The following is a 25,162-nucleotide window of genomic DNA, read 5'->3' on the forward strand; positions in this document are numbered from 1 at the left end:
CTAAAAATTTATTGAGTACAATAAATTTAAGGGCTTAAAAGATAAATTAGAATTCGAATTTATCCTGAATTGTTGTTGTCATTTTGGTCGTTTTTTTCCTAAAAAATCAACAATTCAATCAAAAATGAACAAAATCTAAGCAAAAGAACAAATATCGCAATTTTTTTGTTGCATCATGATGAAAGTCCTCCTAGAATGCGCACCACTTAGCCGGCATAGCTCAGTTGGTAGAGCAACTGACTTGTAATCAGTAGGTCCCGAGTTCGACTCTTGGTGCCGGCACCATTAAAATTTAGTTGGTGGGATACCCAAGCGGCCAAAGGGAGCAGACTGTAAATCTGCCGTCACAGACTTCGAAGGTTCGAATCCTTCTCCCACCACCATTAATTCCTTACTTAAGTGTTTTCAAATAGTAAACTCTTGAGTAGAATACAAAGCTGATTTTAAGTCAGGTAGCCGAGTTCTGCGGGCATCGTATAATGGCTATTACCTCAGCCTTCCAAGCTGATGATGCGGGTTCGATTCCCGCTGCCCGCTCCAGATGTGCTGATATAGCTCAGTTGGTAGAGCGCACCCTTGGTAAGGGTGAGGTCGGCAGTTCGAATCTGCCTATCAGCACCACTCCTTCATGTTCTTGCCTCCCTGATTAAAATCTTAACAAGCAATAGCAAATCGCTAATTTACTTACTGCTTGGTTGATGTGGTGTAACCACCGATTCCGTGTCTTAGAGGGACAATTTAAATGTCTAAAGAAAAATTTGAACGTTCAAAACCGCACGTTAACGTTGGTACTATCGGCCACGTTGACCACGGTAAAACTACTCTGACTGCTGCAATCACTACAGTTTTAGCTAAAACTTACGGTGGTGCTGCTCGTGCATTCGATCAAATCGATAACGCACCAGAAGAAAAAGCTCGTGGTATCACCATTTCTACTTCACACGTAGAATATGACACACCAACTCGTCACTACGCACACGTAGACTGCCCAGGTCACGCCGACTATGTTAAAAACATGATCACTGGTGCTGCGCAAATGGACGGAGCTATCCTGGTAGTTGCTGCGACTGATGGCCCAATGCCACAAACTCGTGAGCACATCCTGTTAGGTCGTCAGGTTGGTGTTCCTTACATCATCGTATTCCTGAACAAATGTGACATGGTAGATGATGAAGAGTTACTGGAATTAGTAGAAATGGAAGTTCGTGAACTTCTGTCTCAGTACGATTTCCCAGGTGATGACACTCCAGTAATTCGTGGTTCAGCGCTGAAAGCACTGGAAGGCGAAGCAGAGTGGGAAGCAAAAATTGTTGAATTAGCAGAAGCACTGGATTCATACATCCCAGAACCAGAGCGTGCAATTGACAAGCCATTCCTGTTACCAATCGAAGACGTATTCTCAATCTCAGGCCGTGGTACAGTAGTAACAGGTCGTGTTGAGCGTGGTGTTGTTAAAGTTGGTGAAGAAGTTGAAATCGTTGGTATCAAACCAACAGTTAAAACAACTTGTACTGGCGTTGAAATGTTCCGTAAATTACTTGACGAAGGTCGTGCAGGTGAGAACGTTGGTGTTCTGCTGCGTGGTACTAAACGTGAAGAAATCGAACGTGGACAAGTACTGGCTAAACCAGGTTCAATCAAGCCACACACTAAATTCGAATCAGAAGTTTATATTCTGAGCAAAGATGAAGGTGGTCGTCACACTCCATTCTTCAAAGGCTACCGTCCACAGTTCTACTTCCGTACAACTGACGTAACTGGTACTATCGAATTACCAGAAGGCGTAGAAATGGTAATGCCAGGTGACAACATCAACATGATCGTTGAACTGATTCACCCAATCGCGATGGACGACGGTTTACGTTTCGCTATCCGCGAAGGTGGCCGTACAGTAGGTGCGGGCGTTGTTGCTAAAGTATTAGGTTAATTACTCGCGTAATTCTCCTAGAGAAGGGCATCAATTGATGCCCTTTTTTGTATCTAGAAATAGTTCTTTTTATCTTAGCTAAATCTAATCCTCAATTTATTCTCTTATTATCATGTTAGTTTCTATATTAGATTAGAACATCTAAGTTAAATAGAAATTGAAATCACAATAGTTATCATTTACTATTCGCTATGTGAGTAGTTAATGAGGTTGCTATTATGTACGTCTGTCTTTGCCATGGTGTGAGTGATAAAAAAATCATATCCACAGTTCATAAACATCAAATCCACACTATTAATGAATTACGCAAGATCTTACCTGTTGGTAGTTGTTGCGGTAAGTGTGTACGCCAAGCTCGTCAAATCATTGAAAATGAGCAATCTCTCCTTTATCCTCAAATTTCTGAAGTTGCATAACAAATTTTAAATTTCCTTTCTCTCCACTTTGTATAAAAGGTCTACACTAAAAAGACTGGAAGCAAAGGAGCATAAAAATGAAAGGTGATAAAAAAATGATAGCCCACCTTAATAAATTATTAGGTGGTGAGCTTGTTGCGATTAATCAGTATTTCCTGCATGCCCGAATGTTCAAAAATTGGGGGCTAACTCGTCTCAATGAAATGGAATACCATGAATCTATCGATGAAATGAAACATGCTGATAGATATATTGAACGTATTTTATTTCTAGAGGGGCTTCCTAACTTACAAGATTTAGGCAAACTAAATATCGGTGAAGATGTTGAAGAGATGCTACGCTCTGATCTTGAATTAGAACTTGGCGGTGCCAAAGATTTACGTGAAGCAATAGCGTATGCTGATTCTATTCATGACTATGTGAGCCGAGATTTAATGTTAGAAATCTTAACTGATGAAGAAGGGCACATTGATTGGATTGAAACTCAGCTTGAGTTAATTGAGCGTATAGGACTTCAAAATTACCTACAAACTCAGATTATTGAAGAATAATCCTCAATAAAAAAGGCGTCAATTTTCTCTTATCGACAACATTTACAAACCTATTTAAAGCAAAGGGAATGAAGATTGCCTTTGCTTTTTTCATTTTTTAAATAATAAAGCTTATTTTTATCGATGATTTTTTATTCTTGGCTTGATTTCATCACTCAGGCAAGTATAATGCGCAGGCTCACTGATTTAGTGAGGCTGATTAATCAGCTAATGCAGATTTTTTATTGCATTAAATATAATACTCCCGATTGGGGAGTTATATGCAGAACGATTACACTCTCTCATCAATCGAAATGGGTACGAGTAGTGATCATTTACGTTTATAAAAAATAGTTGGAGCTCTGGTCTCATGCAGAACCAAAGAATCCGTATCCGCCTGAAAGCTTTTGATCATCGTCTGATTGATCAATCAACTGCGGAAATCGTAGAGACTGCTAAGCGCACTGGTGCGCAAGTTCGTGGTCCAATCCCACTGCCGACTCGCAAAGAGCGTTTCACAGTGTTGATTTCTCCGCACGTTAATAAAGATGCGCGTGATCAGTATGAAATTCGCACTCACAAACGTCTGGTTGACATCGTTGAGCCAACCGAGAAAACCGTTGATGCTCTGATGCGTCTGGATCTGGCTGCCGGCGTAGACGTGCAGATCAGCCTAGGTTAATCAGGTCATCAAGCGATTGAGAGGTTGAAACAATGATTGGTTTAGTCGGTAAGAAAGTAGGAATGACGCGTATCTTCACTGAAGATGGCGTTTCAATCCCTGTAACCGTTATCGAAATTGAAAACAACCGTGTTACTCAGGTCAGAGATCTGGAGAAAGACGGTTATCGTGCCATTCAGGTGACTACTGGTAGCAAAAAAGCTAACCGTGTACTGAAACCTGAAGCAGGTCATTTTGCTAAAGCTGGTGTCGAAGCTGGCCGCTTACTACGTGAATTCCGTCTGAATGAAGGCGAAGAATACACTGTAGGTCAAAGCATTAGCGTAGAAATTTTCGCTGACGTTAAAAAAGTCGACGTTACTGGAACATCTAAAGGTAAAGGTTTTGCTGGTACTGTAAAGCGCTGGAACTTCCGTACTCAAGATGCTACCCACGGTAACTCCTTGTCTCACCGTGTTCCGGGTTCTATCGGTCAGAACCAGACTCCGGGTAAGGTGTTCAAAGGCAAGAAAATGGCAGGTCAACTGGGTAACGAACAAGTTACCGTTCAGAGCCTGGAAGTAGTACGTGTTGACGCTGAGCGCAACCTGCTGCTGGTCAAAGGTGCTGTTCCAGGTGCAACTGGCAGTGACCTGATCGTTAAACCAGCTGTCAAGGCGTAACGTCGAGGAGATAGGAATGGAATTGGTAATGAAAGACGCGCAAGGCGCGCTGACTGTTTCCGAAACTACCTTCGGGCGTGACTTTAACGAAGCGCTTGTGCATCAAGTAGTCGTTGCATACGCTGCTGGTGCTCGTCAAGGTACTCGTGCTCAGAAAACCCGTGCTGAAGTTTCTGGTTCAGGCAAAAAGCCTTGGAGACAGAAAGGTACAGGTCGTGCACGTTCAGGTTCAATCAAGAGCCCAATTTGGCGCTCTGGTGGTGTTAGCTTCGCAGCTAAACCACAGGACCACAGTCAAAAAGTAAACAAAAAGATGTACCGTGGTGCTCTGAAGAGCATTCTGTCTGAGCTGGTACGTCAAGATCGTCTGATCGTCGTAGAGAAGTTCTCTGTTGAAGCGCCTAAAACTAAACTTTTAGCACAGAAACTGAAAGATATGGCTCTGGAAGATGTTCTGATCATCACTGCTGATGTAGATGAGAATCTGTATTTAGCAGCACGCAACTTATATAAAGTTGACGTACGTGATGCAGCAACAATCGACCCTGTTAGCTTAATCGCCTTCGACAAAGTCGTCATGACTGCTGACGCTGTGAAGCAAGTTGAGGAGATGCTGGCATGATCCGTGAAGAACGTCTGCTGAAAGTACTGCGCGCGCCGCATGTATCTGAAAAAGCTTCTATCGCGATGGAAAAATCAAACACCATCGTTCTCAAAGTTGCTAAAGACGCGACCAAAGCAGAGATTAAAGCAGCTGTACAAAAACTGTTTGAAGTCGAAGTTGAAAGTGTTAACACTCTGCTGATGAAAGGCAAAGTGAAACGTCACGGTCAGCGTATTGGTCGTCGTAGCGACTGGAAAAAAGCTTACGTCACCCTGAAGGAAGGCCAGAATCTGGACTTCGTCGGCGGCGCTGAGTAAGTCGGAGGAGTAAAGAACAATGGCAATTGTTAAATGTAAACCTACGTCTCCGGGCCGTCGCCACGTAGTTAAAGTGGTAAACCCTGAGCTGCATAAAGGGAAACCTTATGCGCCATTGCTGGAAAAAAACAGCAAGTCCGGTGGTCGTAACAACAATGGTCGTATCACTACCCGTCATATCGGTGGTGGTCACAAACAGGCTTACCGTATTGTTGACTTCAAACGCAACAAAGATGGTATCCCTGCAACAGTAGAACGTCTGGAATATGATCCAAACCGTTCAGCTAACATCGCTTTAGTGCTGTATGCTGATGGTGAACGTCGCTACATTCTGGCTCCAAAAGGCCTGAAAGCGGGTGATAAAGTTCAGTCTGGCGTTGATGCTGCTATCAAAGCGGGTAACACCTTACCAATGCGTAATATCCCGGTTGGTTCTACAGTTCATAACGTAGAAATGAAACCAGGTAAAGGTGGTCAGTTAGCTCGTTCAGCTGGTACTTACGTTCAGATCGTTGCTCGTGATGGTGCTTATGTCACTATTCGTCTGCGCTCTGGTGAAATGCGTAAAGTTCCTTCTGATTGCCGTGCAACTATCGGTGAAGTTGGCAACTCTGAGCACATGTTACGCGTTCTGGGTAAAGCTGGTGCAAGTCGCTGGCGTGGTATTCGTCCTACCGTTCGCGGTACTGCGATGAACCCAGTCGATCACCCACATGGTGGTGGTGAAGGTCGTAACTTTGGTAAACACCCAGTAACACCTTGGGGCGTTCAAACCAAAGGTAAGAAGACTCGTAAAAACAAACGCACTGAACATTTCATCGTTCATCGTCGTACTAAGAAATAATTAGAGGATAAGCCATGCCACGTTCTCTCAAGAAAGGTCCTTTCATTGACCTGCACTTGCTGAAGAAGGTAGAGAAAGCGGTGGAAAGCGGTGACAAAAAGCCTGTTAAGACTTGGTCCCGTCGTTCAACGATCTTTCCTAACATGATCGGTTTGACCATCGCTGTCCATAATGGTCGTCAGCATGTTCCAGTTTACGTTTCCGACGAAATGGTTGGTCACAAACTGGGTGAATTCGCGCCGACCCGTACTTATCGCGGTCATGCAGCCGATAAAAAGGCTAAGAAAAAATAAGGTAGGAGGAAGAGATGGAAACTATCGCTATGCATCGCCACGCTCGTTCTTCTGCTCAGAAGGTTCGCTTGGTAGCTGACCTGATTCGCGGTAAGAAAGTGTCGCAAGCTCTGGAAATTTTAACCTTTACCAACAAGAAAGCTGCTGGTTTAGTGAAGAAAGTACTGGAGTCTGCTATTGCTAATGCAGAACACAACGATGGCGCTGACATTGATGATCTGAAAGTAGCTAAGATCTTTGTTGACGAAGGTCCTTCTATGAAGCGCATTATGCCTCGTGCAAAAGGCCGTGCAGATCGTATTCTGAAGCGCACCAGCCACATCACTGTGGTTGTGTCTGATCGCTGAGACTCTGGAGACTAGCAATGGGTCAAAAAGTACATCCTAATGGTATCCGCCTTGGCATTGTCAAGCCTTGGAATTCCACATGGTATGCGGGTACCAATGAATTCGCTGACAACCTAGACAGCGACTTTAAAGTACGTCAGTACTTAACTAAAGAACTGGCTAAAGCATCTGTATCTCGTATCGTTATCGAACGTCCTGCGAAAAGCATCCGTGTGACTATTCACACTGCTCGCCCAGGCATCGTTATCGGTAAAAAAGGTGAAGATGTTGAAAAACTGCGCAAAAACGTAGCGGATATCGCTGGCGTTCCTGCGCAAATTAATATCGCCGAAGTACGTAAACCTGAACTGGACGCAAAATTAGTTGCTGACAGCATCACTTCACAGCTGGAACGTCGTGTTATGTTCCGTCGTGCTATGAAGCGTGCGGTACAGAACGCTATGCGTTTAGGCGCTAAAGGTATTAAAGTGGAAGTAAGTGGTCGCTTAGGTGGCGCTGAAATCGCTCGTACTGAATGGTATCGTGAAGGTCGTGTACCTCTGCACACTCTGCGTGCAGATATCGACTACAATACCTCAGAAGCACAAACCACTTATGGTGTGCTCGGCGTTAAGGTATGGATCTTCAAAGGTGAGATCCTGGGTGGTATGGCTGCAGTTGAACAGGCGGAAAAACCGGCTGCTCAACCTAAAAAGCAGCAGCGTAAAGGCCGCAAGTAAGGAGAGTCGCTGATGTTACAACCAAAGCGTACAAAATTCCGTAAAGTGCACAAAGGCCGCAACCGTGGCTTAGCTGCTGGTGCGGATGTAAGCTTCGGGACTTACGGTCTTAAAGCTGTGGGCCGTGGTCGTCTGACTGCACGTCAGATCGAAGCGGCACGTCGTGCAATGACCCGTGCAGTTAAGCGTCAGGGTAAAATCTGGATCCGTGTGTTCCCAGACAAACCAATCACTGAAAAGCCGCTCGAAGTCCGTATGGGTAAAGGTAAAGGTAACGTTGAGTATTGGGTTGCCTTAATCCAGCCAGGTAAAGTCCTGTATGAAATGGATGGTGTGCCTGAAGAACTGGCCCGTGAAGCATTCAAGCTGGCGGCAGCAAAACTGCCTATCAAAACCACCTTTGTAACTAAGACGGTGATGTAATGAAAGCAAAAGAGCTGCGCGAAAAGAGCGTTGAAGAGCTGAACACAGAACTGCTGAACTTACTGCGTGAGCAGTTTAACCTGCGTATGCAGGCAGCAAGTGGTCAGTTACAACAGTCTCATCTGTTGAAACAAGTGCGTCGTAATATCGCACGCGTTAAGACTTTACTGACTGAGAAGGCGGGTGCGTAATGACCGATAAAATCCGTACTCTGCAAGGTCGTGTAGTTAGTGACAAAATGGAGAAATCTATTGTCGTTGCTATCGATCGTATGGTTAAACACCCATTATATGGTAAGTTTATCCGTCGTACGACCAAACTGCATGTACATGACGAGAACAACGAATGTGGAATTGGTGACGTAGTAGAAATTCGTCAAACACGTCCACTGTCTAAGACTAAGTCTTGGGCGTTAGTTCGCGTTGTAGAAAAAGCTGTTCTGTAATAAAATAGCCTTTTCGTACGAAATAAACGGCTCAAAACTGAACGAGCCGTTTATTTTTTCTGTCCATATCGAGAATGTGGTGTTATAATGCCGCTCCCTCGTATTATGGGATATTGAACGGCCTCTTCTAATGTGGAAGTGGCTCAGTAGTAGTTGACATTTAGCGGAGCACTAAAATGATCCAAGAACAGACTATGCTGAACGTGGCCGACAACTCCGGTGCACGTCGCGTAATGTGTATCAAGGTTCTAGGTGGCTCGCACCGTCGCTACGCAGATGTAGGTGACATCATCAAAATTACCATCAAGGAAGCAATTCCACGTGGTAAAGTTAAGAAAGGTGATGTACTGAAAGCGGTAGTGGTGCGCACCAAGAAGGGTGTTCGTCGCCCTGACGGTTCTGTCATTCGCTTCGATAGCAACGCTTGTGTATTGTTAAACAACAACAGCGAGCAAGTTATTGGTACGCGTATTTTTGGGCCGGTTACTCGTGAACTTCGTAACGAGAAGTTTATGAAAATAATCTCTCTGGCACCTGAAGTACTCTAAGGAGCAGGCAATGGCAGCGAAAATCCGTCGTGAAGACGAAGTTATCGTGCTAACTGGTAAAGATAAAGGTAAGCGCGGTAAAGTAAAACAGGTTCTTTCTTCTGGTAAAGTTATCGTTGAAGGTATCAATCTGGTTAAAAAACATCAGAAGCCAGTTCCGGCTCTGAACCAACCAGGTGGCATCGTTGAAAAAGAAGCTTCTATTCAAGTTTCTAACGTTGCAATCTTCAATGCGGCAACCGGCAAGGCTGACCGTGTAGGTTTTAGATTCGAAGACGGCAAAAAAGTTCGTTTCTTCAAGTCTAATAAAGAAACTATCAAGTAATTTGGAGTATACGATGGCGAAACTGCATGATTACTACAAAGACGAGGTAGTCCAAAAACTGATGTCTCAGTTTGGTTACCATTCTGTCATGCAAGTCCCTCGGGTCGAGAAGATCACCCTGAACATGGGTGTTGGTGAAGCGATTGTTGATAAAAAACTGCTGGACAATGCAGCAGCTGATTTAGCAGCAATCTCAGGTCAAAAACCTTTGATCACCAAAGCACGCAAATCTGTTGCAGGCTTCAAAATCCGCCAGGGCTATCCGATCGGCTGTAAAGTGACCCTGCGTGGCGAACGCATGTGGGAGTTCTTTGAACGCCTGATCTCTATTGCTGTACCACGTATCCGTGACTTCCGTGGTTTGTCCGCTAAATCATTTGATGGACGTGGTAACTACAGCATGGGCGTACGTGAGCAAATCATCTTCCCTGAAATCGATTACGATAAAGTGGATCGTGTTCGTGGTTTGGATATTACCATTACTACGACTGCGAAATCAGATGATGAAGGTCGCGCACTGTTAGCAGCGTTTAACTTCCCGTTCCGCAAGTAAGGCAGGGCATTCATGGCTAAGAAATCTATGAAAGCACGTGATGTAAAACGTGCGAATTTAGCTGAGAAATTCTTCGCAAAACGCGCAGAACTGAAAGCTATCGTTTCAGATGTGAACGTATCTGACGAAGATCGTTGGAATGCTGTTCTGAAACTGCAAACTATGCCACGTGATTCAAGTCCTTCACGTCAGCGTAACCGCTGCCGTCAAACTGGACGTCCGCACGGTTTCCTGCGGAAATTTGGCCTCAGCCGTATTAAAGTCCGTGAAGCCGCTATGCGCGGTGAAATCCCGGGCCTTAGAAAGGCTAGCTGGTAATTACCATAATTGAATCACGGGAGTAAAGACAGATGAGCATGCAAGATCCCATCGCGGATATGCTGACCCGTATCCGTAACGGTCAGGCCGCGAATAAAGTTGCGGTCACAATGCCTTCCTCCAAGCTGAAAGTGGCGATTGCCAACGTGCTTAAGGAAGAAGGTTATATCGAAGATTTTAAAATTGAAGGCGACACTAAGCCAGAATTGGAAATTACTTTAAAATATTTCCAAGGTAAGGCTGTAGTAGAAAGCATTCAGCGCGTAAGCCGTCCAAGTCTGCGCATCTATAAAAGAAAAGATGAGCTGCCACAAGTTATGGCAGGACTGGGCATCGCTGTTGTTTCTACCTCAAAAGGTGTTATGACTGATCGTGCAGCTCGCCAAGCAGGTCTTGGTGGCGAGATTATCTGCTACGTAGCTTAATTCGGGAGGAAAGAATGTCTCGTGTGGCAAAAGCACCCGTCGTCATTCCTGCCGGCGTAGAGGTTAAACTCAACGGTCAGGTAATTACGATTAAGGGTAAAAACGGCGAGCTAACTCGTACTATCCATAATGCAGTTGAAATTCAACATGCTGACAACCAGTTAACTTTCGCACCTCGCGATGGTTTTGCTGATGCATGGGCACAGGCGGGTACTACTCGTTCTCTGTTAAATGCAATGGTTGTAGGTGTTACCGAAGGCTTCACTAAGAAACTGCAACTGGTAGGTGTAGGTTATCGTGCGTCTATTAAAGGCAATGCGGTTAACTTATCAGTAGGTTTTTCACATCCAGTGGAACACCAACTGCCAGCAGGCATCACTGCTGAATGTCCAACACAAACTGAAATCGTACTGAAAGGTGCGGATAAGCAAGTGATTGGTCAAGTAGCAGCTGAACTGCGTGCTTACCGTCGCCCTGAACCTTATAAAGGTAAAGGTATTCGTTACGCCGACGAAGTTGTGCGTATCAAAGAGGCTAAGAAGAAGTAAGGTAACACTATGGATAAGAAAGCAGCTCGTATCCGTCGTGCGACCCGCGCACGCCGTAAGCTCCAAGAATTGGGTGCGACTCGCCTGGTGGTACACCGTACCCCTCGCCATATTTATGCGCAGGTTATTGCACCAAACGGTTCTGAAACTTTGGTGGCCGCTTCTACTACAGAAAAAGCTATCATTGAGCAACTGAAAAACACTGGAAACAAAGAAGCAGCAGCAGTAGTTGGTAAAATTGTTGCTGAACGCGCTCTGGAAAAAGGTATCAAAGTAGTATCATTTGACCGTTCCGGTTTCCAATATCATGGTCGAGTCCAGGCACTGGCAGATGCTGCCCGTGAAGCTGGCCTTCAGTTCTAAGGTAGGAGTGTAAGATGGCTCACATCGAGAAACAAGCTGGCGAACTGCAGGAAAAGCTGATCGCGGTAAACCGCGTATCTAAAACCGTTAAAGGTGGTCGTATCTTTAGCTTCACCGCTCTTACAGTAGTTGGTGATGGTAATGGCCGCGTTGGTTTTGGATATGGCAAAGCTCGCGAAGTTCCGGCAGCAATCCAGAAAGCGATGGAAAAAGCCCGTCGCAATATGAAAACCGTCGCTTTAAACAACGGTACTCTGTTCCACCCTGTTAAAGGTACCCACACAGGTTCTCGCGTATTTATGCAGCCTGCTCATGAAGGTACTGGTATCATCGCAGGTGGTGCAATGCGTGCAGTTCTAGAAGTGGCTGGCGTTCGTAACGTACTGGCTAAAACCTATGGTTCCACTAACCCGATTAACGTGGTTCGTGCAACACTGGACGCTTTAGATAGCATGAAGTCTCCAGATATGGTCGCAGCTAAGCGTGGTAAATCCGTTGAAGAAATTCTGGGGTAATGACCATGGCTAAGACTATTAAAATTACTCAAACACGCAGCTTAATCGGCCGTCTGCCTAAACATAAGGCAACTATGACTGGTTTAGGTCTGCGTCGCATCGGTCACACTGTAGAACGCGAAGATACACCAGCAGTTCGCGGTATGATCAACTTGGTTTCCTATATGGTTAAAGTTGAGGAGTAAGAGATGCGTTTAAATACTCTGTCTCCGGCTGAAGGTGCCAAGCATGCGCCTAAACGTGTAGGTCGTGGTATCGGTTCTGGCTTAGGTAAAACTGGCGGCCGTGGTCACAAAGGTCAGAAGTCTCGTTCTGGCGGTGGCGTACGTCGTGGTTTTGAAGGCGGCCAGATGCCTTTATATCGTCGTTTACCAAAATTTGGTTTTACTTCACGTAAATCTTTCGTGACTGCGGAAATCCGTCTGTCTGATTTAGCTTACGTTGAAGGCGATGTAATCGATCTGAATGCACTGAAAGCCGCAAACGTTGTTGGCCCACAGATTGAATTTGCAAAATTAATTCTGTCTGGCGAGGTTAACCGTGCAGTGACTATTCGTGGTCTGCGTGTTACCAAAGGTGCCCGTGCAGCAATCGAATCAGCTGGCGGTAAAATTGAGGAATAAGTGACAGATGGCTAAACAACCAGGTTTAGATTTTCAGAGTGCTAAAGGTGGTGTTGGTGAACTAAAACGCAGACTTTTGTTTGTTCTTGGTGCACTAATTGTCTTTAGGATTGGCTCTTTTATTCCTATCCCTGGTATTGATGCCACTGTGCTTGCCAAATTGCTCGATCAGCAAAAAGGCACCATCATTGAAATGTTTAACATGTTCTCTGGTGGTGCTCTTAGCCGTGCTTCTATCTTTGCGCTGGGTATCATGCCTTATATTTCGGCATCGATTATTATCCAACTCTTATCAGTGGTTAACCCTCGGTTAGCAGAGATTAAGAAGGAAGGGGAGGCCGGTCGTCGTAAGATCAGCCAATATACCCGTTATGGTACTTTGGTGCTGGCGATATTCCAATCAATTGGTATCGCAACAGGCTTACCGAATATGCCAGGAATGCAAGGTCTGGTGATTAATCCAGGTCTACCATTCTATATTACGGCTGTTGTGAGCTTAGTCACTGGAACAATGTTCCTAATGTGGTTAGGTGAGCAAATCACTGAACGTGGTATTGGTAACGGTATCTCAATCATTATCTTTGCAGGTATCGTTGCAGGTCTTCCGCCTGCCATTGGTCAAACCATCGAGCAGGCGCGGCAAGGCGAACTGCACTTCCTCCTGTTATTGTTGGTTGCAGTATTGGTGTTCGCGGTTACTTTCTTTGTTGTTTTTGTAGAAAGAGGACAACGTCGTATCGTTGTTAACTATGCAAAACGTCAACAAGGGCGTAGAATATACGCGGCACAAAGTACACATCTACCACTTAAAGTAAATATGGCGGGTGTTATACCAGCAATTTTTGCTTCAAGTATTATCCTGTTTCCTGGTACAATAACCTCTTGGTTTGGCGATGGTACAGGATGGGGTTGGCTGACGACGATTTCGTTAAATCTACAGCCTGGTCAACCTATTTATGTGCTACTATACGCTGCTGCAATCATATTCTTCTGTTTCTTCTATACGGCGTTGGTTTTCAACCCAAGAGAAACGGCAGATAACCTGAAGAAGTCCGGTGCATTTGTACCAGGAATTCGCCCGGGAGAGCAGACGGCTAAATATATAGATAAAGTAATGACTCGTTTAACCTTAATCGGTGCCTTGTATATTACCTTTATCTGTCTCATCCCGGAGTTCATGCGTGACGCAATGAAAGTACCTTTCTATTTTGGTGGTACTTCCCTCTTAATCGTGGTTGTGGTCATCATGGATTTTATGGCTCAAGTGCAAACTCTCCTGATGTCAAGTCAGTATGAGTCTGCATTGAAAAAAGCAAATCTTAAAGGTTAATTACTGATAAGTGATTTGTTTTAGAAGTTACGGAGAGTAAAAATGAAAGTTCGTGCTTCCGTCAAGAAAATGTGCCGTAACTGCAAAATTGTTAGACGTCACGGTCACGTGCGTGTAATTTGCAGCGTCGAGCCTAAGCATAAACAGCGTCAAGGCTAATTTATTGCATTTTTTTCTTGCAAAGTTCGGTTGAGCTGGCTAAATTAGCCAGCCCAATCTTTTATAATATATACAGTATTGTTTGAGTATCCTGAAAACGGGCTTTTCAGAATGGTACTGTATAACTGCTAATTTAGGAGTGCATAGTGGCCCGTATAGCAGGCATTAACATTCCTGATCATAAACATACCGTAATCGCATTAACTTCGATTTACGGTATCGGTAAGACCCGCTCACAGGCTATCTGTGTAGCTGCTGGTATTGCTGAAAATGTTAAGATCAGTGAGCTGTCTGAAGAGCAAATCGACAAGCTGCGTGACGAAGTTGCCAAATACGTTGTAGAAGGTGATCTGCGTCGTGAAGTTACCCTGAGCATCAAACGTCTGATGGATCTTGGTACTTACCGTGGTTTACGTCATCGTCGTGGTCTACCAGTTCGCGGTCAGCGTACTAAGACTAACGCACGTACCCGTAAGGGTCCGCGTAAGCCGATCAAGAAATAATCGGGGTATTTGAACAATGGCAAAAGCACCTATTCGTGCACGTAAGCGTGTAAGAAAACAAGTCTCTGACGGTGTGGCTCATATCCATGCTTCTTTCAACAACACAATCGTTACTATTACCGATCGTCAAGGTAACGCATTGGGTTGGGCTACTGCCGGTGGTTCCGGTTTCCGTGGTTCTCGTAAATCTACTCCGTTCGCGGCTCAGGTTGCAGCAGAACGTTGCGCTGAAGCTGTTAAAGAGTACGGAATTAAGAACTTGGAAGTTATGGTTAAAGGACCTGGTCCTGGTCGTGAGTCAACTATCCGTGCATTAAACGCGGCTGGTTTCCGCATCACTAATATTACTGATGTGACTCCGATTCCTCATAACGGTTGTCGTCCACCGAAAAAACGTCGCGTTTAATAACGTTTTCGTTTTTAGGAAAGTTGGAGAAAGAAAATGGCAAGATATTTGGGTCCTAAGCTCAAGCTGAGCCGCCGTGAAGGTACAGATTTATTTCTAAAATCTGGCGTTCGGGCGATTGACACCAAGTGTAAACTGGAACAAGCACCAGGTCAGCACGGCGCACGTAAACCGCGTCTTTCTGATTACGGTGTTCAGTTACGTGAAAAACAAAAAGTACGTCGTATTTACGGTGTTCTAGAACGTCAATTCCGTAACTACTACAAAGAAGCAACTCGTCTGAAAGGCAACACAGGTGAAAACCTGCTGACTCTGCTGGAAGGTCGTCTGGATAACGTTGTTTATCGTATGGGCTTTGGCGCAACTCGCGCAGAAGCACGTCAGATGGTTAGCCATAAAGCAATCATGGTAAATGGTCGCGTGGTTAACATTGCTTCTTATCAGGTTTCCCCGAATGACGTAGTCAGCGTTCGTGAAAAATCGAAAAAACAGTCTCGTATCAAGGCTGCTTTAGAGCTGGCTGAACAGCGTGAAAAGCCAACATGGCTGGAAGTTGATGCTGCTAAGATGGAAGGTGTGTTCAAACGTATTCCTGAACGTACTGACTTGTCTGCTGACATTAACGAGCACCTGATCGTCGAGCTTTACTCCAAGTAAGGCTTAGCACCAAAGAGAGGACACAATGCAGGGTTCTGTGACAGAGTTTCTAAAACCGCGCCTGGTTGATATCGAGCAAGTCAGTTCGACGCACGCCAAGGTGACCCTTGAGCCATTAGAGCGAGGCTTCGGCCATACTCTTGGTAACGCACTGCGCCGTATTCTGCTTTCGTCTATGCCGGGTTGTGCGGTAACAGAGGTTGAGATTGATGGTGTACTGCATGAGTACAGCACCAAAGAAGGTGTTCAGGAAGATATCCTAGAAATACTGCTCAACCTTAAGGGGTTGGCGGTAAAAGTTCATGGTAAAGATGAAGTTATTCTTACTTTGAGCAAATCTGGCATTGGCCCTGTTATTGCAGCCGATATCATCCATGACGGTGATGTCGAAATCGTCAAGCCGCAGCACGTTATCTGCCACCTTACAGACGAAAACGCATCTATTAACATGCGTATCAAAGTTCAGCGTGGTCGTGGTTATGTGCCGGCTTCTGCCCGAATTCATTCGGAAGAAGATGAGCGCCCTATCGGTCGCCTTTTAGTAGACGCGTGCTATAGCCCAGTTGAGCGTATTGCTTATAATGTGGAAGCAGCTCGTGTTGAACAGCGTACCGACTTGGATAAGCTGGTAATCGAGATGGAAACTAACGGTACTATCGATCCAGAAGAATCGATTCGCCGTGCAGCGACTATCCTGGCTGAACAGCTTGAAGCTTTTGTTGACTTACGTGATGTTCGTCAGCCAGAAGTTAAAGAAGAGAAGCCAGAATTCGATCCTATCTTACTGCGCCCAGTAGACGATCTTGAATTGACTGTCCGCTCTGCTAACTGTCTGAAGGCAGAAGCAATCCACTACATCGGTGATCTGGTACAGCGTACTGAAGTTGAATTACTTAAGACGCCTAACCTTGGTAAGAAATCTCTTACTGAGATTAAAGACGTACTGGCGTCGCGTGGTCTATCTCTGGGCATGCGCCTTGAGAATTGGCCACCTGCAAGTATCGCTGATGAATAAGATCACAGGTTAAGGTTTTACTGAGAAGGATAAGGTCATGCGCCATCGTAAGAGTGGTCGTCAATTGAACCGCAACAGCAGCCATCGTCAGGCTATGTTTCGTAACATGGCAGGTTCTTTAGTTCGTCATGAGATAATCAAGACAACTTTGCCTAAAGCGAAAGAACTGCGTCGCGTCGTTGAGCCGCTGATTACTCTTGCCAAGACCGACAGCGTAGCTAATCGTCGTCTGGCATTCGCCCGTACTCGTGATAACGAAGTCGTGGCAAAACTGTTTACAGTATTAGGTCCGCGTTTTGCGAGCCGTGCAGGTGGTTACACTCGTATTCTGAAGTGTGGCTTCCGTGCTGGTGACAACGCTCCAATGGCTTACATTGAGCTTGTTGACCGTGCTGATTCTGAAACAGAAGCAGCAGCTGAATAATTTAATTATTATTTAGTGAAGCGAATAAAAAGACCGGATTTTTTAATCCGGTTTTTTTATATCTATAGGAAAATGCTATTCACAGGAAATAAAGGTTTTTCTTTTTATATTTTATTTTTGCTTTTCTCTTTACCTTCTTTTGTGTTGCATCATATTTATTTTCTGCTGTTTAATCATACTGCTATTTTGTAATATAAGCTTCGCACTATATTTCAATTCTATTTTTTTGTTATTTGCTATGCTTATTCATAATTAACAATGGAGGATGATCCATGTATCGTATTGGGCAGGTTGCAAAATTAGCTAATGTAACAACAGATACAATCCGGTTTTATGAAAAACAAGGATTAATGGATCATGATAGACGCACAGAAGGTGGTTATCGGCTATATACAGAGCAAGATATCCAACGTTTACGTTTTATTCGTTATGCAAAAGAGCTGGGTTTTACATTAGATGCTATTACTGAGCTCCTTTCTATTCGTGTTGATCCTGCACACCATACTTGTGTTGAATCAAAGCATATTGTTGATGCAAGACTAGCAGAAGTTGAAATTCGCTTGAAAGAAATGGAGCGAATGCGAGATTCATTAAAGATGTTGAGTAATGCGTGTTGTGGTAGTGCTCATGAGAGTACTTATTGTTCAATTCTAGAAATACTTGAATCTGGAGCTACAAAGCAATAATATCTGTACCGTATTATGCTTTTATGTTCTTTAACAATTTAAGAGGTTTTTATGTCTAGCAAATATCAGCACCAAAAAGGTGTTATTAAAGATAATGCTTTAGCCGCGTTGGTTCACGATCCTTTATTTAGACAACGTGTAGAAAAAAATAAGAAAGGGAAAGGTAGTTTTATGAGAAAAGCGAAACATAACAAGAAGGGTAACTGGGAGGCCAGTGATAACAAAAGATTCTTTCAATTGTTATCACTGGCCTTTTAGTTTTTATTTTTGCTGATTTTTTAATAAATCACGGATCTCTGTTAATAGAGTTTCTTCGGCTGATGGGGCCGGTGGTGCTTTCGGAGCTTCTTCTGCTTGGCGGCGTGTTTTGTTAATTAATTTAATCGCACAGAAAATAGCGAATGCAACAATAGCAAAGTCGAAAACAGTTTGAATAAACATACCGTAATTTAGTACAACGGCTGGAACATCGCCACTTGCATCTCTTAATACAAGGCTAAACTGTTTAAAATCAATACCACCAATTAATAGTCCTAGTGGTGGCATGATGATATCAGCAACCAGTGATGAAACAATTTTACCAAAAGCTGCACCAATGATGACACCGACAGCCATATCAACAACATTGCCTTTCATTGCGAATTCACGAAACTCTTTGAAAAAAGACATATCCACCCCTTATTTATCTAAGTATAGATTTATTATGTAAAAATATAGTATCTAACATGATAATAGTAGACCATTATAAGTAACAATCACTATTATTCTTATTTCTAAGTAATTGTTATAAGAAAAATGGACTAGGTTGGAAAAGTTTTTCAACTTCAGGAACATATTTTTTATCTGTGATAAACATAATCACATGATCGCCCTGCTCTATAGAGTGGCTTGCATTTGCAATAATGACATCTTCATTTCTAACAATTGCCCCAATAATAGTACCTGGTGGCAGTTTGATATCTTGTATACGACGTCCAACGACTTTTGATGTATTTTCATCACCATGAGCCACAGCTTCAATTGCTTCAGCAACACCGCGGCGTAATGATGAAACACTGACAATATCCGCTTTGCGAACATGACCTAAAAGTGCAGAAATAGTTGCTTGCTGTGGTGAAATTGCAATATCAATAACACCACCTTGAACTAAATCAACATAAGCACTGCGCTGAATGAGGACCATTGCTTTTTTTGCCCCCATTCTTTTTGCTAACATAGCAGACATAATGTTAGCTTCATCATCATTAGTCAGCGCAATAAAAACATCGATTTGTTCTATATGTTCTTCTGCAAGAAGCTCTTGGTCTGATGCATCACCATAAAAAACAATTGTGTCATGAAGAAGTTCAGCTAGTTCTGTTGCACGCTGTTGATTATGTTCAATAAGTTTGACGCTATAATCTTTTTCCAATCTTGCTGCTAAACCGGCCCCTACATTACCGCCACCTACAATCATAATGCGTTTGTATGGTTTTTCTAATCGCTGTAATTCACTCATTACAGCGCGGATATGCTGAGATGCGACAACAAAAAAGACCTCATCTCCAGCTTCTATGATAGTAGAGCCTTGAGGCCGAATAGGCCTATCTTGACGAAAAATTGCAGCAACACGAGTATCAATATGTGGCATATGATCTCGTAATGTTGATAAAGCATTACCAACAAGAGACCCACCATAATAGGCTTTGACGGCAACGATACTGACTTGGCCTTCGGCAAAATTAACCACTTGTAACGCACCAGGGTATTGAATAAGTTTATAAATATAATCAATAACTAAATGTTCTGGTGATATTAAATAATCAATGGGAATCGCTTCAGGTAAAAATAGTTTATCTGCTTCTCGAACAAATTCTGAAGCACGTATACGTGCAACTTTATTTGGTGTATTAAACAAGGTATAGGCAACTTGGCACGCTATCATGTTGGTTTCGTCAGAATTGGTAACTGCAACCAACATATCAGCATCTTCTGCACCTGCTTCTCTTAAGATCCTTGGATGAGAGCCATGCCCATTAACTACTCGTAAATCGAATTTATCTTGAAGTTGGCGTAAACGATCTGCATTAGTATCAACGACAGTAATATCATTATTCTCCCCGACAAGATTTTCAGCGAGAGTACCACCGACTTGACCAGCGCCTAAGATAATAATTTTCATCGTAATTTCTCAGAGTATTCGATTAACAAATAGAAAAGAAACGCAAGATCTTGATGATCTTGCGTTGAAATAGTAGCGTCTTTTAGATCCGATATCATCTTTTATCACAGGATCATATTTTTCTGATCAATGCATAAAAGAAACCATCGCCGCCTTCTTTTTCAGGTAAGCATTGATGTTGGTAATGGCATTGTGCATCTTTAGTTGATGTCAAAAATGCTTCAACTTGTTGCATGTTCTCTTCTGGAAGAATAGAACATGTAGCATAAACGAGTGTGCCACCAAATTTTAAGTATGGCCAAATAGCATGAAGAATTTCTTTTTGGATTTGAGCTAATTGCTCAATATCGTCATTACGACGAAGCCATTTGATATCAGGATGACGGCGAATAACTCCGGTTGCTGAGCATGGTGCATCAAGTAAAATGCGATCAAATTGCATACCTGCGCACCATTGTTCTGGATAACGTCCATCACCACTTTTGATGATTGCATTGAGTTTTAAACGAGTAAGATTTTCTTGTACTCGTTTCAAACGTTGTTCATCAATATCTACGGCTAAAACTTGAGCCTGAGGTGCTATTTCTAAAATATGAGTTGTTTTGCCCCCTGGCGCGGCACATAGATCGAGAATTTGTTCTTTATTTTCTGGTGCTAATAATTCAGCGCAACGTTGAGCAGAACGATCTTGAATTGTTACCCAACCATCTGCAAATCCGGGAAGAAGGTTAACGTTGCACGGATTCTCTAAACGGATAGCAAAAGGGTGGCTATTATCAGCAATGCCTGAAATATTATTATCTGCCAATAATGCCAAATACTCTTCTCGTGAATGGTGTTGTTGATTAACACGTAACCACATAGGTGGTTTTTGGTTGTTGCCTTCAACAATACTCATCCATTGTTCAGGGTAAGCATGCTTGATACGAGCAAGTAACCATGATGGATGAAGAAAACGACTTTCACTATTTTGAAAACGTTCATTTAGGATATCTTGTTGGCGTTGAAACTGACGTAATACACCGTTAATTAATCCTTTTAACTGTGGTTTTTTTAATGCAACAGTACCATTTACTGTTTCTGCTAGAGCTGCATGGGCAGGAATACGCGTATAAAGAAGCTGATATAAACCCACCATAATGAGGTAGTGTAAAATACGTTGTTTACCTTTTAATGGTTTATCCATGAGTTGCTGAATAATCCATTCTAATTGTGGCAATGTGCGTAATACACCAAAGCAAATTTCTTGTAATAAAGCTTTATCTTTATCTGAAATATTTTTTTGAAGTTCTGGTATGACGGTGCTTAGAGATAAGCCTTGATCTAATACCTGATTGATTGCTTTTGCTGCAATGCTACGTAAGTTGTATGACGTTTTCATAATGAGTCAACGTTTAATATTGAGCGCCAGAGAAGTGTTACATTGGCGTGAAAAAAGGAAAACCCTGATAAGGATAAATATCAGGGTTTAGAATTATTATTGAATGATTTTCCCAGGAGTGAACCAATCTCGCTTGGAGTTTAGTAAATCAGCAGAAGCCATAGGCTTTTTACCCGAAGGCTGTAATTCAGTGATATTTAGAATGCCGTTACCTGTCGCAATATAAATACCTGTTTTATCTGCTTTTAATAAAGTTCCTACAGGTTGATTTGTATCATCTGCAATAACGTGTGCTTTCCATACTTTTACCGGCTGTTCATCTAACATGAAGAAGCTCATTGGCCATGGATTGAAGGCTCTTATACAGCGCTCTATTTGTTCAGCCGATAATGACCAATCAATTTTTGCTTCTTCTTTAGATAATTTTTGTGCGTAATTCGCTAAACTATCATCTTGTTTTTCGGCTTTTATTTTACCGGTTGTAATCAGATCTAGTGTAGTCGTTAGAGCTTTAGGGCCGAGTTCTGCTAGTTTTTCATAAAGTGACGCACTGGTGTCTTCATTTGTAATTGGGCATGATGCTTTATACAGCATATCACCTGTATCTAAGCCAACATCCATCTGCATAATTGTGATACCTGTTTCTTTATCACCCGCCCATAAAGAGCGTTGAATCGGTGCGGCACCTCGCCATTTAGGAAGGAGAGAACCATGTACATTTAGACAACCTAAACGAGGGATTTCAAGAACAGCTTTAGGTAAGATCATCCCATAAGCCACAACAATCATAATGTCAGCTTGTTGTTCTACAATCCATTTATGGTTCTCTTCTGGTTTTAAAGAAGCAGGTTGATAAACAGGAATATCATGAGTTAACGCCAATTCTTTAACTGGGCTAATAGTCAGTTTCTTACCTCTTCCTGCGGGTTTATCTGGAGGAGTCATAACTCCCACCACACGATGTTGGGTTGATAACAATGCAGCTAAATGTCGAGCCGCAAAATCGGGTGTTCCCGCAAAAATAATACGTAATGAATCAGACACGTTTTCTTCCTGTTTCAATTTAACTGTTACTGTCCTGCTTTAGCTCTTTTTTTATCTAGCTTATCGAGTTTCTCAACTTTTTGACGGATACGTTGGCGTTTTAATGGAGATAAATAATCTACAAATAGTTTACCAACTAAATGATCCATTTCATGTTGAATGCAGATAGCTAATAAGTCATCAGCTTCTAACTCAAAGGGCTGGCCATTGTAATCAAGGGCTTTTACTTTTACGTGCTCAGCACGAGGAATAAAAGCGCGTTGTTCTGGGATAGATAAACAGCCTTCTTCTATACCGGTATCGCCTTCGGCATCAAGAAGTTCAGGGTTTATTAATACCAGTCTTTGATCTCTTGTTTCAGAGATATCAATGACGATAATGCGCTGGTGGATATCCACTTGTGTCGCAGCTAAGCCAATACCTTCTTCTAAATACATCGTTTCAAACATATCATCTATGATTCTTTGAATTTCGGCATCAACTTTTTCGACTGGCTTTGCAATCGTGCGAAGGCGCTCGTCTGGATAATGTAATACGTGTAACACTGCCATAATTTATTCGGACTGTTTCTAAAATGTGAATAGGATTTAACGTCTATTCTAGACATTTATTATCTAGATTGACAGTATTTGGTGTGTTTAGCACTCATCCTGTTTGCTAAAAACAACATTAGGATAATGCATGGATGCCAGAGAAATATGGATAAGACTTAATGCTGTTTCAAGATTACCGATTAATAAAGCAATTCAAATTGCAAAGTATTTACAATCAGTCACACAACTAAATGATAGACAATTGAAAAGTTGTGGCTTGTCAGAACAGCAATGTCATCAATTTTTAAGACTTCATGCAGATGCTGTCAACAATACATTAAAGTGGTTAGATAAAAATGAATCATCATTATTAACTATTACAGATTCAGATTACCCGCCTCTATTAAAGCAAATATCATCACCGCCACTTTTGCTTTTTGTTGCAGGAAATCGAAAACATTTAATAAGCACACAAATTGCATTAATAGGTAGTAGAAATGCAACAGCATACGGCAATAAATGGGCAACTTACTTCGCACAAGAATTAGTAAAGAAAGAATTCACTATTACGAGTGGGTTAGCTCAAGGTATTGATGGAATAGGGCATCGAAGTGCACTAAAGAATAATGGTGTCACTATTGCTGTACTTGGAAGTGGTTTAGAACATATTTATCCCTCATTCCATCGTACCCTTGCAACACAAATAAAAGAGTCTGGCCTTCTAATTTCTGAACATTTACCAATGACTCCGCCTTTAGCTCGTCATTTTCCTCAACGTAATCGAATTATTAGTGGGTTAAGTGCTACATTACTCATTATTGAAGCAGGGATTAAAAGTGGTTCTTTGATTACTGCCAACTATGCATTGCAACAAGGCAAGGAATTATTTGTTTTACCTGGATTATTAGGGGATATTCATTTTGAAGGAAATCATCAACTTATTAAGCAAGGTGCAAATTTAGCATCTTCACCAGATGATATTTTAGAATATTTAAATAGTTCATTGCAGTGGCTTACTAATGATTATGAACCTTCACAAGAGTCGATAACCGAAAAGTTTATACAGATCCCTGATAATAAAAAAAAGGATCTTCAAAGAGAGCCATTGACACCAAATCAACAACAATCAATTGATATGATATTACCTTTTCTACGTTTTAATGAAATAGTGCCCATTGATATTATTGCTCATGATAGTGGATTATCAACATCTGAATTAGCTCCTCTTTTATTAGAACTTGAGCTTATAGAAAAAGTCGTTATTGTGGCTGGTGGCTATACTCGATTGGAATAAGTGTATGAGGTAAAACAATGGCAAAAAATATGCCGTTTACACAGCAACCTAAACAGGAAAAATGCCCTGAGTGTGGTAGTGAATTGGTCATGAAAAATGGTGGTCATGGCCCTTTTCTAGGATGTTCTGCTTATCCTGAATGCCATTATATAAAAACATTAAAACCGCAAGGTGATGGCCAAATTATAAAAGTGCTAGAAGGGCAACCTTGCCAATGTTGTGGCGCTGATTTAGTGTTGCGTCAGGGTAAATTTGGAATGTTTATTGGTTGCAGTAATTATCCAGAATGTGAACACATAGAGCAAATTGATAAACCAGATGAAACTATCATTCCTTGCCCTCAATGTAAAAAAGGAAAACTGTTACAACGTAAGTCTCGGTTTGGTAAGATATTTTATGCTTGTAACCAATACCCAGAATGTCAATTTGTGTTAAATAATAAACCTGTTAATGGTGAGTGTGAGTATTGCCATTATCTATTATTGATGGAAAAAAGGTCTTCTCAGGGAGTAAGATTAGTGTGCGCCAGCAAATTATGTGGGAAGCCGCAAACAAAAAGAGAAGAACATGAATAACGAAGCATCACCTGTAAACAACACTATTATAGAAGCACTACAAAATAATAAAGTTATCGCATATCCAACAGAAGCTGTATTCGGGGTTGGCTGTGATCCTGATAGTGAACGCGCTGTTATGGACTTATTAGCATTAAAACAACGTTCAATTGAAAAAGGATTAATTTTAATTGCTGATAATTATGAGCAACTAAAACCTTACATTGATGATAGTGCATTAACACATATTCAACGAGATAGGATGTTTGCCTCTTGGCCTGGGCCGGTTACATGGGTCATTCCCGCCAAGTCGACGACACCAAAGTGGTTAACTGGAAAATTTTCTTCTTTGGCGGTGAGAGTAACTGACCATGCGATTGTCAAAGAGCTATGTTTAACTTATGGAAAACCTTTAGTTTCGACTAGCGCTAATTTAAGTGGGTTGCCACCATGTCGTACGGTTGAAGAAGTAAGAGAACAATTTCAGGATATCATTCCTATTGTTGAAGGAGATGTTGGCGGTAGACAAAATCCTTCTGAAATTCGAGATGCATTAACGGGTGAACTATATCGACAAGGGTGATTTTG

General features: G+C 42.4%; 41 protein-coding genes and 4 tRNA genes. 40 read left to right on the forward strand and 5 right to left on the reverse strand.

Annotation, left to right across the window (positions count from 1 at the left end):
• The first annotated feature begins 209 nt into the window (after positions 1 to 209).
• The 37 genes from GTH24_RS00610 to GTH24_RS00790 all read left to right on the forward strand — a co-directional run bounded on the left by GTH24_RS00610 (position 210) and on the right by GTH24_RS00790 (position 17,865).
• Positions 210 to 285: transfer RNA gene (locus GTH24_RS00610), tRNA-Thr, on the forward strand.
• A 13-nt stretch (positions 286 to 298) separates the two neighbouring features.
• Positions 299 to 383 (forward strand) — tRNA-Tyr (locus GTH24_RS00615).
• 82 nt (positions 384 to 465) lie between these two features.
• Positions 466 to 540: transfer RNA gene (locus GTH24_RS00620), tRNA-Gly, on the forward strand.
• A 5-nt stretch (positions 541 to 545) separates the two neighbouring features.
• A tRNA-Thr gene (locus GTH24_RS00625) sits at positions 546 to 621 on the forward strand.
• 121 nt (positions 622 to 742) lie between these two features.
• On the forward strand, positions 743 to 1,927 hold the full coding sequence (tuf, locus tag GTH24_RS00630; RefSeq protein ID WP_088494064.1) for an elongation factor Tu: 1,185 nt from the start codon (positions 743 to 745) through the stop codon (positions 1,925 to 1,927).
• A 218-nt stretch (positions 1,928 to 2,145) separates the two neighbouring features.
• Positions 2,146 to 2,343 carry a bacterioferritin-associated ferredoxin gene (gene bfd, locus GTH24_RS00635; protein WP_072071082.1) on the forward strand — a complete coding sequence of 66 codons (198 nt, stop codon included), beginning with the start codon at positions 2,146 to 2,148 and terminating at the stop codon, positions 2,341 to 2,343.
• A 77-nt stretch (positions 2,344 to 2,420) separates the two neighbouring features.
• On the forward strand, positions 2,421 to 2,894 hold the full coding sequence (bfr, locus tag GTH24_RS00640) for a bacterioferritin (RefSeq protein ID WP_072071081.1): 474 nt from the start codon (positions 2,421 to 2,423) through the stop codon (positions 2,892 to 2,894).
• Between the two features lie 349 nt (positions 2,895 to 3,243).
• Entirely contained in the window at positions 3,244 to 3,555 is a 312-nt protein-coding gene (gene rpsJ, locus GTH24_RS00645; protein WP_001181005.1) for a 30S ribosomal protein S10, read from the forward strand.
• Positions 3,556 to 3,587: 32 nt separating this feature from the next.
• Positions 3,588 to 4,217, forward strand: a complete 630-nt coding sequence (rplC, locus tag GTH24_RS00650; protein ID WP_023583465.1) for a 50S ribosomal protein L3 — start codon at positions 3,588 to 3,590, stop codon at positions 4,215 to 4,217.
• A 16-nt stretch (positions 4,218 to 4,233) separates the two neighbouring features.
• Positions 4,234 to 4,839 (forward strand): 50S ribosomal protein L4, encoded by a 606-nt coding sequence (gene rplD, locus GTH24_RS00655; RefSeq protein ID WP_023583466.1) that lies wholly within the window; start codon positions 4,234 to 4,236, stop codon positions 4,837 to 4,839.
• A complete protein-coding gene (gene rplW, locus GTH24_RS00660) occupies positions 4,836 to 5,138 on the forward strand; it encodes a 50S ribosomal protein L23 (protein ID WP_004246962.1) in 303 nt (100 codons plus the stop codon). Before rplD ends, rplW begins: the two co-directional genes overlap by 4 nt.
• A gap of 19 nt (positions 5,139 to 5,157) precedes the next feature.
• Complete coding sequence (gene rplB, locus GTH24_RS00665; RefSeq protein WP_006535497.1) at positions 5,158 to 5,982, forward strand: 50S ribosomal protein L2; 825 nt, start codon at positions 5,158 to 5,160, stop codon at positions 5,980 to 5,982.
• A gap of 14 nt (positions 5,983 to 5,996) precedes the next feature.
• Positions 5,997 to 6,275 carry a 30S ribosomal protein S19 gene (gene rpsS, locus GTH24_RS00670; protein WP_004246960.1) on the forward strand — a complete coding sequence of 93 codons (279 nt, stop codon included), beginning with the start codon at positions 5,997 to 5,999 and terminating at the stop codon, positions 6,273 to 6,275.
• A 14-nt stretch (positions 6,276 to 6,289) separates the two neighbouring features.
• Entirely contained in the window at positions 6,290 to 6,622 is a 333-nt protein-coding gene (rplV, locus tag GTH24_RS00675) for a 50S ribosomal protein L22 (protein ID WP_006535498.1), read from the forward strand.
• Positions 6,623 to 6,639: 17 nt separating this feature from the next.
• A complete protein-coding gene (gene rpsC / locus GTH24_RS00680; protein ID WP_023583467.1) occupies positions 6,640 to 7,341 on the forward strand; it encodes a 30S ribosomal protein S3 in 702 nt (233 codons plus the stop codon).
• A 12-nt stretch (positions 7,342 to 7,353) separates the two neighbouring features.
• Positions 7,354 to 7,764, forward strand: a complete 411-nt coding sequence (gene rplP / locus GTH24_RS00685) for a 50S ribosomal protein L16 (RefSeq protein WP_006535500.1) — start codon at positions 7,354 to 7,356, stop codon at positions 7,762 to 7,764.
• A complete protein-coding gene (gene rpmC, locus GTH24_RS00690) occupies positions 7,764 to 7,955 on the forward strand; it encodes a 50S ribosomal protein L29 (RefSeq protein WP_004238624.1) in 192 nt (63 codons plus the stop codon). Before rplP ends, rpmC begins: the two co-directional genes overlap by 1 nt.
• Positions 7,955 to 8,209, forward strand: a complete 255-nt coding sequence (gene rpsQ, locus GTH24_RS00695) for a 30S ribosomal protein S17 (RefSeq protein ID WP_023583468.1) — start codon at positions 7,955 to 7,957, stop codon at positions 8,207 to 8,209. Before rpmC ends, rpsQ begins: the two co-directional genes overlap by 1 nt.
• A 176-nt stretch (positions 8,210 to 8,385) precedes the next feature.
• A complete protein-coding gene (gene rplN, locus GTH24_RS00700; protein WP_004246955.1) occupies positions 8,386 to 8,757 on the forward strand; it encodes a 50S ribosomal protein L14 in 372 nt (123 codons plus the stop codon).
• Positions 8,758 to 8,767: 10 nt separating this feature from the next.
• On the forward strand, positions 8,768 to 9,082 hold the full coding sequence (rplX, locus tag GTH24_RS00705; protein ID WP_006535502.1) for a 50S ribosomal protein L24: 315 nt from the start codon (positions 8,768 to 8,770) through the stop codon (positions 9,080 to 9,082).
• Positions 9,083 to 9,095: 13 nt separating this feature from the next.
• Positions 9,096 to 9,635, forward strand: a complete 540-nt coding sequence (rplE, locus tag GTH24_RS00710) for a 50S ribosomal protein L5 (RefSeq protein ID WP_036933223.1) — start codon at positions 9,096 to 9,098, stop codon at positions 9,633 to 9,635.
• Between the two features lie 12 nt (positions 9,636 to 9,647).
• On the forward strand, positions 9,648 to 9,953 hold the full coding sequence (rpsN, locus tag GTH24_RS00715; RefSeq protein ID WP_006535503.1) for a 30S ribosomal protein S14: 306 nt from the start codon (positions 9,648 to 9,650) through the stop codon (positions 9,951 to 9,953).
• Between the two features lie 32 nt (positions 9,954 to 9,985).
• The gene (gene rpsH / locus GTH24_RS00720) at positions 9,986 to 10,378 is read left to right on the forward strand and encodes a 30S ribosomal protein S8 (RefSeq protein ID WP_004246950.1); all 393 of its coding nucleotides are present in this window, start codon (positions 9,986 to 9,988) and stop codon (positions 10,376 to 10,378) included.
• A gap of 14 nt (positions 10,379 to 10,392) precedes the next feature.
• The gene (rplF, locus tag GTH24_RS00725; protein ID WP_036933221.1) at positions 10,393 to 10,926 is read left to right on the forward strand and encodes a 50S ribosomal protein L6; all 534 of its coding nucleotides are present in this window, start codon (positions 10,393 to 10,395) and stop codon (positions 10,924 to 10,926) included.
• Between the two features lie 9 nt (positions 10,927 to 10,935).
• Positions 10,936 to 11,289 carry a 50S ribosomal protein L18 gene (gene rplR, locus GTH24_RS00730; RefSeq protein ID WP_023583471.1) on the forward strand — a complete coding sequence of 118 codons (354 nt, stop codon included), beginning with the start codon at positions 10,936 to 10,938 and terminating at the stop codon, positions 11,287 to 11,289.
• A gap of 14 nt (positions 11,290 to 11,303) precedes the next feature.
• Positions 11,304 to 11,804, forward strand: a complete 501-nt coding sequence (rpsE, locus tag GTH24_RS00735) for a 30S ribosomal protein S5 (protein WP_023583472.1) — start codon at positions 11,304 to 11,306, stop codon at positions 11,802 to 11,804.
• A gap of 5 nt (positions 11,805 to 11,809) precedes the next feature.
• Positions 11,810 to 11,989, forward strand: a complete 180-nt coding sequence (rpmD, locus tag GTH24_RS00740) for a 50S ribosomal protein L30 (RefSeq protein ID WP_036914634.1) — start codon at positions 11,810 to 11,812, stop codon at positions 11,987 to 11,989.
• Positions 11,990 to 11,992: 3 nt separating this feature from the next.
• The gene (gene rplO / locus GTH24_RS00745) at positions 11,993 to 12,427 is read left to right on the forward strand and encodes a 50S ribosomal protein L15 (protein WP_004246944.1); all 435 of its coding nucleotides are present in this window, start codon (positions 11,993 to 11,995) and stop codon (positions 12,425 to 12,427) included.
• A gap of 7 nt (positions 12,428 to 12,434) precedes the next feature.
• Positions 12,435 to 13,757 (forward strand): preprotein translocase subunit SecY, encoded by a 1,323-nt coding sequence (secY, locus tag GTH24_RS00750; RefSeq protein ID WP_006535510.1) that lies wholly within the window; start codon positions 12,435 to 12,437, stop codon positions 13,755 to 13,757.
• Positions 13,758 to 13,799: 42 nt separating this feature from the next.
• Entirely contained in the window at positions 13,800 to 13,916 is a 117-nt protein-coding gene (gene rpmJ, locus GTH24_RS00755) for a 50S ribosomal protein L36 (RefSeq protein WP_071788572.1), read from the forward strand.
• A gap of 146 nt (positions 13,917 to 14,062) precedes the next feature.
• A complete protein-coding gene (gene rpsM / locus GTH24_RS00760) occupies positions 14,063 to 14,419 on the forward strand; it encodes a 30S ribosomal protein S13 (protein ID WP_036914623.1) in 357 nt (118 codons plus the stop codon).
• A gap of 16 nt (positions 14,420 to 14,435) precedes the next feature.
• Positions 14,436 to 14,825 carry a 30S ribosomal protein S11 gene (gene rpsK, locus GTH24_RS00765; protein ID WP_002919257.1) on the forward strand — a complete coding sequence of 130 codons (390 nt, stop codon included), beginning with the start codon at positions 14,436 to 14,438 and terminating at the stop codon, positions 14,823 to 14,825.
• A 36-nt stretch (positions 14,826 to 14,861) separates the two neighbouring features.
• Positions 14,862 to 15,482, forward strand: coding sequence for a 30S ribosomal protein S4 (gene rpsD, locus GTH24_RS00770; RefSeq protein ID WP_004246942.1), 621 nt, complete (start codon positions 14,862 to 14,864; stop codon positions 15,480 to 15,482).
• Between the two features lie 25 nt (positions 15,483 to 15,507).
• Positions 15,508 to 16,497, forward strand: coding sequence for a DNA-directed RNA polymerase subunit alpha (locus GTH24_RS00775; protein ID WP_006535513.1), 990 nt, complete (start codon positions 15,508 to 15,510; stop codon positions 16,495 to 16,497).
• A gap of 37 nt (positions 16,498 to 16,534) precedes the next feature.
• On the forward strand, positions 16,535 to 16,921 hold the full coding sequence (gene rplQ, locus GTH24_RS00780; protein WP_004246940.1) for a 50S ribosomal protein L17: 387 nt from the start codon (positions 16,535 to 16,537) through the stop codon (positions 16,919 to 16,921).
• A 272-nt stretch (positions 16,922 to 17,193) separates the two neighbouring features.
• Entirely contained in the window at positions 17,194 to 17,607 is a 414-nt protein-coding gene (gene zntR, locus GTH24_RS00785; protein WP_164525841.1) for a Zn(2+)-responsive transcriptional regulator, read from the forward strand.
• Positions 17,608 to 17,658: 51 nt separating this feature from the next.
• Positions 17,659 to 17,865, forward strand: a complete 207-nt coding sequence (locus tag GTH24_RS00790) for an alternative ribosome-rescue factor A (RefSeq protein ID WP_072071080.1) — start codon at positions 17,659 to 17,661, stop codon at positions 17,863 to 17,865.
• Positions 17,866 to 17,868: 3 nt separating this feature from the next.
• Here the strand turns inward: GTH24_RS00790 and mscL are convergent, their stop codons facing one another.
• From mscL to def, 5 genes are all read right to left on the reverse strand, one after another.
• The gene (gene mscL / locus GTH24_RS00795; protein WP_023583476.1) at positions 17,869 to 18,276 is read right to left on the reverse strand and encodes a large-conductance mechanosensitive channel protein MscL; all 408 of its coding nucleotides are present in this window, start codon (positions 18,274 to 18,276) and stop codon (positions 17,869 to 17,871) included.
• Between the two features lie 115 nt (positions 18,277 to 18,391).
• The gene (gene trkA / locus GTH24_RS00800) at positions 18,392 to 19,768 is read right to left on the reverse strand and encodes a Trk system potassium transporter TrkA (RefSeq protein ID WP_036933204.1); all 1,377 of its coding nucleotides are present in this window, start codon (positions 19,766 to 19,768) and stop codon (positions 18,392 to 18,394) included.
• Between the two features lie 112 nt (positions 19,769 to 19,880).
• Positions 19,881 to 21,149 (reverse strand): 16S rRNA (cytosine(967)-C(5))-methyltransferase RsmB, encoded by a 1,269-nt coding sequence (gene rsmB, locus GTH24_RS00805; RefSeq protein ID WP_164525842.1) that lies wholly within the window; start codon positions 21,147 to 21,149, stop codon positions 19,881 to 19,883.
• A 96-nt stretch (positions 21,150 to 21,245) separates the two neighbouring features.
• Positions 21,246 to 22,193 (reverse strand): methionyl-tRNA formyltransferase, encoded by a 948-nt coding sequence (gene fmt, locus GTH24_RS00810; RefSeq protein WP_164525843.1) that lies wholly within the window; start codon positions 22,191 to 22,193, stop codon positions 21,246 to 21,248.
• Between the two features lie 26 nt (positions 22,194 to 22,219).
• Positions 22,220 to 22,744 (reverse strand): peptide deformylase, encoded by a 525-nt coding sequence (gene def / locus GTH24_RS00815; protein WP_072071077.1) that lies wholly within the window; start codon positions 22,742 to 22,744, stop codon positions 22,220 to 22,222.
• Between the two features lie 130 nt (positions 22,745 to 22,874).
• Between def and dprA the strand changes: the two genes are divergently transcribed.
• From dprA to tsaC, 3 genes are read left to right on the forward strand one after another with little or no spacing between them, the layout of a single operon-like run.
• Entirely contained in the window at positions 22,875 to 24,020 is a 1,146-nt protein-coding gene (gene dprA, locus GTH24_RS00820; protein ID WP_072071076.1) for a DNA-processing protein DprA, read from the forward strand.
• Positions 24,021 to 24,037: 17 nt separating this feature from the next.
• On the forward strand, positions 24,038 to 24,595 hold the full coding sequence (locus GTH24_RS00825; protein ID WP_072071075.1) for a DNA topoisomerase family protein: 558 nt from the start codon (positions 24,038 to 24,040) through the stop codon (positions 24,593 to 24,595).
• Positions 24,588 to 25,157: an L-threonylcarbamoyladenylate synthase type 1 TsaC gene (gene tsaC / locus GTH24_RS00830; protein ID WP_072071074.1), complete on the forward strand. Its 570-nt coding sequence runs from the start codon at positions 24,588 to 24,590 to the stop codon at positions 25,155 to 25,157. Before GTH24_RS00825 ends, tsaC begins: the two co-directional genes overlap by 8 nt.
• Positions 25,158 to 25,162: the final 5 nt, after the last annotated feature.

The organism is Proteus vulgaris, from assembly GCF_011045815.1.
Taxonomy (GTDB): domain Bacteria; phylum Pseudomonadota; class Gammaproteobacteria; order Enterobacterales; family Enterobacteriaceae; genus Proteus; species Proteus vulgaris_B.